The 11,082-nt window shown below is 62.9% G+C and carries 10 protein-coding genes, 1 tRNA gene and 1 pseudogene; 9 read left to right on the top strand and 3 right to left on the bottom strand.

The genetic code is table 11. From position 1 onward, the window contains the following. The first annotated feature begins 404 nt into the window (after positions 1-404). The 6 genes and pseudogenes from R4P47_RS24665 to R4P47_RS24645 all read left to right on the top strand — a co-directional run bounded on the left by R4P47_RS24665 (position 405) and on the right by R4P47_RS24645 (position 5,895). Entirely contained in the window at positions 405-608 is a 204-nt protein-coding gene (locus tag R4P47_RS24665) for a cold-shock protein (RefSeq protein WP_005515803.1), read from the top strand. A gap of 147 nt (positions 609-755) precedes the next feature. Beyond that, positions 756-1,343 (top strand): hypothetical protein, encoded by a 588-nt coding sequence (locus R4P47_RS24660; protein ID WP_094638632.1) that lies wholly within the window; start codon positions 756-758, stop codon positions 1,341-1,343. 109 nt (positions 1,344-1,452) lie between these two features. After that, positions 1,453-4,446: a type I DNA topoisomerase gene (topA, locus tag R4P47_RS24655; RefSeq protein ID WP_317786043.1), complete on the top strand. Its 2,994-nt coding sequence runs from the start codon at positions 1,453-1,455 to the stop codon at positions 4,444-4,446. 116 nt (positions 4,447-4,562) lie between these two features. Continuing rightward, positions 4,563-4,601, top strand: a pseudogene (locus tag R4P47_RS25180) (hypothetical protein). After that, a complete protein-coding gene (locus R4P47_RS24650; protein ID WP_411567391.1) occupies positions 4,598-5,734 on the top strand; it encodes a DNA polymerase III subunit delta' in 1,137 nt (378 codons plus the stop codon). The pseudogene R4P47_RS25180 and the gene R4P47_RS24650 overlap by 4 nt, the downstream one beginning before the upstream one ends. An 85-nt stretch (positions 5,735-5,819) precedes the next feature. After that, positions 5,820-5,895 (top strand) — tRNA-Thr (locus tag R4P47_RS24645). A gap of 387 nt (positions 5,896-6,282) precedes the next feature. On the opposite strand, the gene R4P47_RS24640 is transcribed toward R4P47_RS24645, so the two are convergent. The 3 genes from R4P47_RS24640 to R4P47_RS24630 form a co-directional block, all read right to left on the bottom strand. Continuing rightward, positions 6,283-6,963 (bottom strand): hypothetical protein, encoded by a 681-nt coding sequence (locus tag R4P47_RS24640; RefSeq protein WP_317786041.1) that lies wholly within the window; start codon positions 6,961-6,963, stop codon positions 6,283-6,285. A 192-nt stretch (positions 6,964-7,155) separates the two neighbouring features. After that, positions 7,156-8,523, bottom strand: a complete 1,368-nt coding sequence (locus R4P47_RS24635; RefSeq protein ID WP_317786040.1) for a tyrosine-type recombinase/integrase — start codon at positions 8,521-8,523, stop codon at positions 7,156-7,158. 640 nt (positions 8,524-9,163) lie between these two features. Next, positions 9,164-9,574: a hypothetical protein gene (locus R4P47_RS24630; RefSeq protein WP_317786039.1), complete on the bottom strand. Its 411-nt coding sequence runs from the start codon at positions 9,572-9,574 to the stop codon at positions 9,164-9,166. Between the two features lie 273 nt (positions 9,575-9,847). Between R4P47_RS24630 and R4P47_RS24625 the strand changes: the two genes are divergently transcribed. The 3 genes from R4P47_RS24625 (at position 9,848) to R4P47_RS24615 (ending at position 11,008) form a co-directional block, all read left to right on the top strand. After that, positions 9,848-10,222, top strand: coding sequence for a helix-turn-helix domain-containing protein (locus R4P47_RS24625; protein WP_317786038.1), 375 nt, complete (start codon positions 9,848-9,850; stop codon positions 10,220-10,222). A gap of 256 nt (positions 10,223-10,478) precedes the next feature. Further along, positions 10,479-10,736, top strand: a complete 258-nt coding sequence (locus tag R4P47_RS24620; protein ID WP_317786037.1) for a hypothetical protein — start codon at positions 10,479-10,481, stop codon at positions 10,734-10,736. Further along, positions 10,733-11,008 carry a hypothetical protein gene (locus tag R4P47_RS24615; protein WP_317786036.1) on the top strand — a complete coding sequence of 92 codons (276 nt, stop codon included), beginning with the start codon at positions 10,733-10,735 and terminating at the stop codon, positions 11,006-11,008. Before R4P47_RS24620 ends, R4P47_RS24615 begins: the two co-directional genes overlap by 4 nt. The last annotated feature ends 74 nt before the right edge of the window (positions 11,009-11,082 follow it).

Below are 11,082 nucleotides of genomic sequence, written 5' to 3'. Positions count from 1 at the left end.
CGTGCGCCAACGGGGTTCGAAGCGCAATCTCGACCGGCTCAGGCCGGCACATCACCGTGGAGAAATATCGAGGCTAGCGGGAACCTGCTCAGCTCCTCCGCGCCCTGGTGGGAGCAGTAATTCGCTTGTCGGATGTTGTCCGTTTCTACAACACGGACAAAATGTTCGAAAACGGTCGACTTTCGACTGTTGCGAACGCGGAGTTCATGGTTCACTTGACGCGGTCGCAGCTTCTGTGTTCGTTCTACGCTCGCAGGATCTAATGTTGCGGGCGCGGTACTGGAAGAGCTCGTCCGTCAGGGGGAATCCTGAGGGGTATTCGTAGAAAGTGCAGCGGTCGGAACCGGCCCGATGGACCGAAAGTGCGCTCCATCGAATCCGGTGTTAGAAAGAGAAGGAAAAGCATGGCACAGGGAACTGTGAAGTGGTTCAACGCCGAAAAGGGCTTTGGATTCATCGCACCAGAAGACGGCTCCGCTGACGTCTTCGTTCATTACTCCGAGATTCAGGGCAGCGGCTTCCGCACCCTCGAGGAGAACCAGCGCGTCGAGTTCGAGGTCGGCCAGGGCACCAAGGGTCCTCAGGCCACGGGCGTTCGCGCAATCTGATTCTCTTCTCTTTGGAGTCGAGAACCGTCATCCCCCTTTTCATCGGTCCTACAAGGCCGATCGAAAAGGGGGATGTTTCGTTTCCACGAACCACCGGGGAGCGCCGAAAGCCGTGAGCGCGGGCGTCGATGTCCTAATGTCCATGCTGTGAACCAGCTGTCCTTCTTCTCCGCCGAGTCGTTGCCGCCCGCGGTGACCGATCTCGGTGGGCTGCTGGCTGCCACCGGCCATGTCGTCACCTCGGCGGGTGCGGCCCGAATTTCCGTCGTGGTCGACGCCCAGTGGCGCGCGGACGCCATCGCCGAACTCATCGAGCAATGCGGTCTGACGCCGGAGCTCGGTCGATCGGAGGAGGACAGGCCTCTGGTGCGTACGGCGTCGGTGCCCGAACTGTCCGCTTTGGCGTCTCTGTGGACCAAGGGCGCTGTGAAGGCCGTCCCGCCCGGTTGGGTACCGGGTTCTCGCGAACTGCGCGCCTGGGTGCTCGCGTCGGGTCGTCCCGAGGCGGAGGGGGAGCGGTACGTGCTCGGTCTGGATCCGCACGCGCCGGAAACTCACGCCGTCCTCGCCCAGTCGCTGATGCGTGCGGGCATCGCGCCGACACTCATCGGCACGCGTGGGTCCAATCCTGGCCTCCGAATCACCGGTCGACGCCGGCTGCTGCGGCTCACCGAGAACGTCGGCGAGGCTCCACAGAACGTGGACGCACGTACCAATTGGCCCCACGCCGAGTAGGCCGATCTGTGACTGATCTGCGAGTATTTGGCCGACGTATGTCAGTCTGTTAGTAGTGGGACAGGCAAATCTGCCTGTGAAAACGCACTAGGGAAGGTTCGGCAGCAAGGTGGCAGCACGTAACAACGGCACGGGGGACAGCTCCGCCGAGCCACGTCGTCTGGTCATCGTCGAGTCTCCGACCAAGGCAAAGAAGATCGCCCCGTACCTCGGGAGCAATTACGTCGTCGAGGCCTCCGTCGGCCATATTCGCGACCTTCCCCGCGGTGCCGCGGACGTTCCCGCCAAGTACAAGGGTGAGCCATGGGCACGTCTCGGTGTGGACGTCGACCACGACTTCGAGGCCTTGTACGTCGTCTCGCCCGAGAAGAAGGGCAAGGTCGCAGAGCTGAAAAGCCTGCTCAAGGACGCCGACGAGCTCTATCTCGCCACTGACCCCGACCGCGAGGGTGAGGCCATCGCCTGGCATCTCCTCGAGACCCTGAACCCCAAGATCCCGGTTCGACGCATGGTGTTCCACGAGATCACCAAGCCGGCCATTCTCGCTGCCGCCGCCGATACCCGTGACCTCGATCAAGACCTCGTCGACGCCCAGGAGACCCGTCGTATCCTCGACCGTCTCTACGGCTACGAGGTCAGCCCGGTGCTGTGGAAGAAGGTCATGCCGAAGCTCTCGGCAGGCCGAGTGCAGTCCGTCGCCACCCGGATCGTCGTCCAGCGCGAGCGCGAGCGGATGGCGTTCCGCAGTGCCGAGTACTGGGACATCTCCGCCACGCTCGACGCCGGAGCCGACGCCACCCCGCGCAGCTTCGGAGCCCGCCTGGTCAATGTCGACGGCAATCGCGTCGCCGCCGGTCGTGACTTCGGGGCCGACGGCAAGCTCAAGTCCGATTCGGTGACCGTCCTCGACGAACCGCGTGCCCGACGCCTCGACGAGGCTCTCGAAGGCGTCGACCTGACGGTCGCGTCCGCCGAGGACAAGCCGTACACCCGCAAGCCGTACCCGCCGTTCATGACGTCGACGCTGCAGCAGGAAGCCGCCCGCAAGTTGCGCTTCAGCTCCGAGCGCACCATGCGTGTCGCGCAGCGGCTGTACGAGAACGGCTACATCACCTACATGCGTACCGACTCGACGACGCTGTCCGCGTCGGCGATCTCGGCGGCACGTACCCAGGCGACCGAGCTCTACGGACCGGAGTACGTCCATCCGTCGCCGCGTCAGTACACGCGCAAGGTCAAGAACGCGCAGGAGGCCCACGAGGCCATCCGCCCGTCCGGTGACGTCTTCCAGACGCCCGGTCAGTTGCACTCGGCCCTGCAGACCGACGAATTCCGCCTCTACGAGCTGATCTGGCAGCGCACGGTCGCGTCGCAGATGGCCGACGTGCGCGGCACCACGCTGACACTGCGCATCACCGGAACGGCCGGAACCGGCGAGGAGTGCACCTTCTCGGCTTCGGGGCGCACCATCACGTTCGCCGGCTTCCTCAAGGCCTACGTGGAGAGCGTCGACGATCAGGCCGGCGGACAGTCCGACGACGCCGAATCACGTTTGCCCGCACTGGTTCAGGGGCAGGCCGTCACCGCCACCCAGCTCGACCCCGACAGTCACACCACCAACCCGCCCGCGCGTTTCACCGAGGCGTCGCTCATCAAGACGCTCGAGGAACTGGGCATCGGTCGGCCGTCGACGTATTCGTCGATCATCAAGACCATTCTCGACCGCGGTTACGTCTACAAGCGCGGCAGTGCACTGGTGCCGTCGTGGGTGGCGTTCTCCGTGGTTGCGTTGCTGGAGGCGCACTTCGGGCGTCTGGTGGACTTCGACTTCACCGCAGGCATGGAGGACGACCTCGACGCCATCGCGGGAGGCCGTGAGCGACGCGGCAATTGGCTGCAGAGCTTCTACTTCGGCGGCGACACCGGTGCCGAGGGTTCGGTGGCTCGCTCCGGTGGACTGAAGAAGATGGTCGGCCAGAATCTCGAAGAGATCGACGCCCGCACCATCAACTCCATCCGTCTGTTCGACGACTCCGAGGGTCGCGAAATCCATGTGCGCGTGGGCCGTTACGGTCCGTACCTCGAGCGCATGGTCAAGAACGATGACGATCCGGACGGCGATCCGATCAGCCAGCGCGCCAACCTGCCCGACGATCTTCCGCCGGACGAGTTGACGATCGACTTCGCCGAAAAGCTGTTCGCCACACCGCAAGAGGGGCGCAAGCTCGGTGTCGATCCGCTGACCGGTCACGACATCGTCGCGAAGGAAGGCCGTTTCGGGCCATACGTCACCGAGATCCTGCCCGAGCCGGAACCCGAACCCACGCCCCCCGAGCCCGATATCGTCCCGGTGCCGTCCGGCAACGACGGTGACGGTGGCGGTGGCGTCAAGACCGCGGTCAAGAAGGCGGCGGCCAAGAAAGCTCCGGCCAAGAAGGCGGCTGCGAAGAAGGCAACCGGCCCCAAGCCGCGCACCGGTTCTCTGCTCAAGTCCATGGACCTGGCGACCATCACGCTCGAGGATGCGCTCAAGCTGCTCTCGCTGCCTCGCGTCGTCGGAGTCGATCCGGAGTCCAAGGAAGAGATCCTCGCGCAGAACGGTCGCTACGGCCCGTACCTGAAGAAGGGCACCGACTCTCGCTCGCTCGCCGACGAGGATCAGATGTTCACCGTCACCTTGGAAGAGGCGCTGAAGATCTACGCCGAGCCCAAGCGTCGGGGTCGTCAGGGCGAAGCCAAGCCGCCGCTGCGCGAGCTGGGCGTCGACCCGATCAGTGAGAAGCCGATGGTGATCAAGGACGGTCGCTTCGGGCCGTACGTCACCGACGGCGAGACCAACGCCAGCCTGCGCAAGGACGACGAGGTCGAGTCGATCACCGACGACCGTGCTTCGGAGTTGTTGGCGGACAGGCGCGCTCGTGGTCCGGTGAAGAAGAAGGCACCGGCGAAGAAGGCTGCCGCCAAGAAGGCTCCGGCCAAGAAGGCTGCAGCGAAGAAGGCTCCGGCAAAGAAAGCTGCTGCCAAGAAGACGGCGACCAAGACCACTGCCGCGAAGAAGACCCCGGCCAAGAAGGCACCGGCGAAGAAGACCGACACCGAGTAACCGCCGAGCTCGAAGTTATGGATGTGAAAACGGTTCAAAGCCGCCGTAACTTCGAGTTCGCGGGTTCGGGTTGTCGGCCCCAACCACTAGGGTTGCGTGCATGCCGGGTGTGTTCGATCGATTGGTCGGTCAGGAAGATGTCGAGGCCGATCTGACGGCCGCTGCGGTGGCTGCGCGCACCGGCGTCGACTCGTCGGCGATGACGCATTCGTGGCTGTTCACCGGCCCGCCCGGGTCCGGCCGATCCATCGCTGCCCTGTGCTTCGCTGCGGCATTGCAGTGCACCACCGAGGGCACTCCCGGGTGTGGGCACTGCCAGGCCTGCTCGACGACCATGGCCGGCACTCACGGCGATGTGCGACGCGTCGTGCCCGAGGGATTGAGCATCAGCACCAAGGAGATGCGAGACATCGTCTCCATCGCCTCGCGTCGACCCAGCACCGGCCTGTGGCAGGTGGTGGTGGTCGAGGACGCCGATCGGCTCACCGAGGGTGCCGGAAACGTACTGCTCAAGGTCGTCGAAGAGCCGCCGGCCAAGACGGTGTTCCTACTGTGCGCGCCGTCGGTCGATCCGCAGGACATCTCGGTGACTCTGCGCTCGCGGTGCCGGCACGTCTCGTTGGTGACGCCCACGGTGCCGGCGATCGCGCAGGTGCTGCAGACCCGCGACAAGCTCGACGCCGAGACGGCGGAGTGGGCCGCGTCGATCAGCGGCGGCCACGTGGGCAGAGCGCGCCGTCTCGCCACCGATGAGGACGCCCGAGCGCGTCGTAAGCGCGCACTGGCGCTGGCGTCGGCGGCGGCTCGGCCCAATCAGGCGTACCTCGCGGCCGAGGAGCTGGTGAAGGCCGCCGAGGACGAGGCCAAGGAAATGAGCGCCTCCCGCGACGAGGCCGAGACCGAGGAGTTGCGGACGGCTCTCGGTGCAGGCGGTACCGGCAAGGGTGCGGCGGGCGCACTGCGTGGCTCGGCCGGGGTGCTCAAGGACCTCGAGAAGCGGCAGAAGTCGCGTGCCACCAGAACCGGTCGCGATTCACTCGATCGCGCGCTGATGGATCTGGTGGGCCTGTATCGAGATGCGCTCGCTCGCTCGTACGGATCGACCGCCACGGCAACCCATCCCGACATGGCCGAGCAGGTCGAGCGCATGGCAAAAGCCGTCTCGCCCGAGGCGTTGCTGAAGAGCATCGAGGCGATCCTCGAATGCCGAGAGTCGTTGGCAGTCAATGCAAAACCGAAGTTCGCCATCTACGCGTTGGTCGGGACGCTGGGCGACGTGCTGCGCTAGGGGCCGAGCCCGCCTCGCGGCTCGAGGGAGGGCGATTTTCGTTTCGACGTGATGCTCCGTTAGACTCACCAACGCCGAAAGGCACGCCGCCTTAGCTCAGTCGGTAGAGCATTTCACTCGTAATGAAAAGGTCAAGAGTTCGATTCTCTTAGGCGGCTCCACCAGCAGGCCCCTGACATGCACCATCGTGTCGGGGGCCGTTTTGGTTGGACGAACAGGTGCGCTGTGTGATCACGTTGTGTCAACGTTCGATCCGGCGCAACGTAGGCAGACATCGCTCGGTCGTTCGAAGTTGTCGACCGATTTGGTCCACCCACACGCCTCGCAGCGCTTCTCTTTCGATGGGCGAGGTGGCTTCGACGCTCGTTTGGCCCGACACCGTCTCATCGCCATCTGCGACCTGTCGTGTGAGCAATTGCGGTGATGTCCCATGGGCGCTGGCATGGCAGCGATCGTAAGAGCGATCGAAACACGCTGAGATCGGTCGCTGAGAGCCCGCGCACGTCGACTGATCGATCGCGCCGTACGTGACGTGTGCAGGCGATTTGTTAGTCGCTCTGCGGAATGACGCTGAGAACGACATAGGTGGTCTTGCCGTCGCTGGCCGTTCCAGCCACTTGCCTGAACGACACTTGAACCCCTTTTACGGGTGAGTACGTGTAGTAGTCGACGCTGGTGGGTTGCTCGATGAGGCGCACGCCGTCTTTCGTCTCAAGTGCCGCGGGGAGATGAAGCAGTCCCTCCACGATGGCGCGAGCGTCGTCCGGAAAAAAGTTCTGCAACTCGCCCTGAGCGCTTTTGGTCAGCTCAAGACGTGTGTTGCGAGGCAGAACCTTGGAAAAGGTGGGCCCGCCGGATTCGCCGGGTTCGATGGAGTCCGAAGGAACTACCGGGTCGATGTCGGGCCACACGTTTTTGATGTCAACCACGTCACCAGAGACGATTTCATGTTCCCGCTCGGTCACGATGCGGGCCATGTTCATCTCAAGCAACGTACCCACCTTCATTTGTCCTTCGAGACGGTTCGCAATCAGGCCAACGATGACCAATGCGCCGCCAAGAACCAGCGCGGCCCCTTGCACCGCAGGATGAACCGGCGCGAACAGACAGGCCACGATGATGACGACCCCCACTGCTGCAATTCCGATTCGGCCCTTAAGCTCGATGCCGGGGAGGCTTGGTGCACCCTTATTGGGGCGCGGTGCTGGTTGACGATCACGGTTAGCCACGAATCGGATCGTAGCTGCAAGCCACCTGGGTCGGCCTTGGAATCGTCGCGCCGGGCAATGCGTCCAACTGAACATGGACGAGATCGAGCGGGCGGTGTGGATCGAAGCGGGCCACGACCCCGATGACCCACGATTCGTCGCAGCGCTCGAAATCCTTAAGCTCGAACTGTGGTTGCTGGCCAGCGAGTGAAGCTACGAACGTGCACGTCGCGGCACGATCGCTGACGCGGCCTCTGCGGCTGCCAGGGCAACGTCGGGGTAGACCGACGTGTACGTATTCGCCGTCGTCGCGAGATTCGCATGGCCGAGCGTTTCCTGGACCACCTTCATGTCGACATTGGCCGCGAGCATCAGTGACGCTGCGCCGTGTCGGAGGTCGTGCAGACGAATGGGCGGTAGGTCGGCGTCGATGCACAGCCGAATGAACTCGTCCGACACCCACTCGGGGTCGAGAGCAGAGCCGTCCTCGCGTGTGAACACCTTGCCCGAGTCGACCCATGCTTCACCCCACACCAACCGGTCCTTGCGCTGCTGCACGCGGTGCGCTCGCAGAACGTCGATGCACCCACGGTCCAATGCCACGACACGACCGCCGGCATCAGACTTCGGGGTGTCCTCGATGACCTTGCCGATAACGGAGATGCGCTGACGTTCGATGGTGGCGGTTCCGGCGTTCAGGTCGATGTCCGGCCATTCGAGACCGATCGACTCACCTCGACGTGGTCCACGATGCGAAAGCAGATGCCAGAGCGCGTACAGACGGTGCTCTGAAGCGGCGTCTAGAAACGCGCCTAGTTGTGCAGGCGTCCAAACCATGACGGGCGAGGGCTTCGCAGCGAGGAGGCGGGCACGCTTGAGCGAGCGCCCCTTCATCAGCAACGCCTCGACCTCTGAGCGCCAGACCTGCTCGCGTTCTTCGGTCCACACCTTCGCCTTGGGTCGCTTGCCGCTCGGCATCTTCACGAGTGCCGCGACGTTCGCACTGACAAGACCCTCCCTCATCGCGTCCGAGAGGGCCGAACGCAGCACCGCGCGCATTCGTTGTTGTGACGCAGCGCCAGTCGTGCGACGGCCGAGTACAGCGCCTCTGGCCACTCGTTCATTGCGGTCGTTGATGTCGTCGAACACTGCGGCGACGTGGCCGACCCGAAGATCGTTAAGACGGACGTGCCCGATCGCAGGTATCCAGACCTTCTCGATGTAGCGCTCGTAGTGTGCAGCTGTGTTCGCCTTGATGTCGGACTTGGCCTTGATCCACTCGCGCAGATAGTCCGCGACGGTGAGCTGATCGTTGACGACCTGCCCCTTGGATGCGCGTGCACGGAACTCGTCGAGGGCGGCCTGTGCAGCTCCCTTCGTCGCAAAGCCATTGCGAGCCTTCTGTTTACGTACACCACCCGGGCCGAAGTATCCGACGGTAAAGCCCCACTTGCCGTGCTTGGGGTTCCATGCGCCGTCGGGTCGTTTGAGGTCTGGGCACGTAGAGCCGCGCTGCTTCCGCTCGCCGGTGTGGGGGTCGACTTCTGTACAGCCGCAACGCTTGTAGATCGAGCCTGCCATGAGATTCGCCTTTCTGGACGGAGATACAAGTCAGGCCCCACACCGAAGTGCAGGGCCCGAATAGGGAGCGGAGATTACTGCTGGTGCGCCACATCAGAGAGCAGGAGTCCCCGTTCGCGCTGCAACCAATCCTCGAAGTAGTTCCAATCAGCGAGGTCTGGGCGAAACGTCGACGTGCTGTCCTCTGTGGAGTCAGGGACCATAGCTATTGCGTAGTGAGACAATCGTTCCGATCGCACCCGGGTCATAGGGAACCGCGTCTCCGCCGACCGAGGGGGCGGCGATGTCGACCAAGAAGCAGGTACGTCAGCTATGAAGCACTTCCACGATGTGGGCAACGACGAGTAGTCCCCCTCTTTCCACACGATTCGATGACCTGCTGCGGTGCTGAGCCATTCCAGAAGTAGCAGGTGGTGGTTGTGGTGGGGGGCTTCCACGAAGACGACGCGGGGTTCGTGGGGACTGCATCCCTCACATGCAACGCTCGGTTCGATTACAACGTGACCACCAGGGCCGCAGCTGATCCCATCCGCAGGCCACGGCCTTTCGGGATATATACGCCCGCAATCACAGTGAAGGGACGCGTCTGGTTCAGTTGTGCCGATCTGTAAATCGCCGTCCAGGATGTAGGCGGTGATGCTCATTTTGCTTTCTTCCGTGCTGTGAACTGCTGCTCAATCTCTCGACGCAGTCGTTTGGTCATGCCACCGCGCAACGTGCGCAGCTCTTTTGGTGTCTTGCCCTCGTGTTCGCTGAGGCGTCGATCCCGTTCAGTCGTGGCGGTGTGGCCCCACAGCTCGACGGCGACTTTCTGAACTGCCTCCGACTCGATGCCCATGCTTCGTGCGATGCTGTCGTCAGCGCTGGTGTCTTCGGCTTCACTGAAGTCGACTAGGGCGCGCGTTGGGTTGTTGCCCTGCAGCAGCTTTCGGGCCTCAGCGCGGTCCGCATCATCGACGTTGCCCACACCCAAAGTGCCGGTGCCCTCGAACCATTCGCTCATCGGGACGCCATATGCCCACGACAAGATCATGAGTTCTTCGACCGTCACCGTCGACCTCTTGCCACTCTCGAACGACGAGACGTGACTCTGGGCCCAGTTCATTCCCCACTCGTTGACGCGCTTTGCGCAGTCGCTCTGGCTCTCACCTGCTTTCACTCGTAGGCGATACAGGTTCTCGCCGACGCTTCGACCTACCGTGCCCTGTTTCATGAATACGACACTACCATAGTCATGCACCAGTTGCGCGTATTCATGAACGCGAATAACGTTTTGACGGACATGCGAACGACGTATGTATGAAGTTCGGCCTGGGAGAATGAAATGCGATTGGCAGATGCAATGACCTGCGAAGAGTTGCGAAAGCTGCCCTCGGTGATCGGGGTCGCGGAGGCAGGGCGCGCCCTCGGTATGACGAGACAGACTTCGTACAACATGGTGAAGGCGGGGGAGTTCCCGGTGCCAGTGCACAAGCTGGGCGGGCGATACAAGGTGCCGACCCACCCGCTGCTCAGGTTCCTCGGTGTCGAGACTGATCATGGTGTTCACACACCTGCTGCGACATCGAGTGGGGAGCCGCCCCTCCGACGGGCAATCAGAACGCACACCAAGTCCGGCAAACCAATCGACCCGTCGAAGTACTACCGGATCGACGGTGAGCGCGTCCTCGGTGCAGACCTGATCAAGGGGACGTGCTGATGATGGTGTGCCGGAAGTGTGGTGAAGGTGCAGAGACCGATGCTGAGATCGTGCACGACCTCGGTTGCCCGACATGGGAATTGAGTACTGACGGTGATGTCTTCGACTGGGCTGACGAAGTCGACTCGTACGAAGACATACCGATCATCGACAGGCGCGCTGACTGCACCCACAAGCGTCGCGCTCGGCCTGACCAGGAATGCGATCGGAGCAGGCGACAACTGCGAGCCGCTCAGCGCGCGTTAGGGGGCCTGTGATGACTCGCCGTGAACATTCACGCGACGACGATGCGACAGACGCTCAGCAAGTCTCCAAGGACGAGCTACGCAACGCTCGCATTCGATCGGGCATGACCGGTGTGCGCCCGTGGGGACGCAAGCGACAACGGATGGGTGTGGCCCAGTTCGTCACGGCGAAGAGCAAGGCCGAATGGATTGCGCGAGAACGCCGTAAAGCTGAGCAGATCAAGCTCACCCCTGAAGAAATCGCCGAAGACGAAAGGTACCGACGATGACCATGACCATTGACAAGACCAACAGAATGCTCTTCGACGACAGCAACGCGGCGATCATGTGGCCGTTGTTCAAGGCCATGGGTGGGCCTCACGTCGCCGCCTCGTTCGGGTCGGTGCCGAATCAGGTCGAAACGTTCGACACCTCGACCCGTGCAGGTGTGGCCGAACTCTACGAACGAGCTGAGAAGGCGGAGCGGGAAGGCAAAAGCTCCTTCCTGAACGTCGCGGACTGGGATGACGTGGGCAGCACCCTTCGATCGGACACAGCCTGAATCACCCCAGGTTTGATGCCGCTTCCTTCTGAGTCAGGAAGGATGAGCACATGCCCAAGAAAATCGATCCGGAG

It is taken from the genome of Rhodococcus sp. IEGM 1370, assembly GCF_033142325.1.
Lineage (GTDB): Bacteria > Actinomycetota > Actinomycetes > Mycobacteriales > Mycobacteriaceae > Rhodococcoides.
The sequence above is the reverse complement of the archived record's forward strand: the minus strand, read 5'-3'. Positions and strand labels throughout refer to the sequence as shown.

Bases quoted from the DNA above. Each gene is read 5' to 3' on its own strand.
- R4P47_RS24665 (WP_005515803.1), top strand. From the start codon at position 405: ATGGCACAGGGAACTGTGAAGTGGTTCAACGCCGAAAAGGGCTTTGGA.
- R4P47_RS24635 (WP_317786040.1), bottom strand. From the start codon at position 8,523: ATGGCAGGCTCGATCTACAAGCGTTGCGGCTGTACAGAAGTCGACCCC.
- R4P47_RS24625 (WP_317786038.1), top strand. From the start codon at position 9,848: ATGCGATTGGCAGATGCAATGACCTGCGAAGAGTTGCGAAAGCTGCCC.
- R4P47_RS24620 (WP_317786037.1), top strand. From the start codon at position 10,479: ATGACTCGCCGTGAACATTCACGCGACGACGATGCGACAGACGCTCAG.
- R4P47_RS24615 (WP_317786036.1), top strand. From the start codon at position 10,733: ATGACCATGACCATTGACAAGACCAACAGAATGCTCTTCGACGACAGC.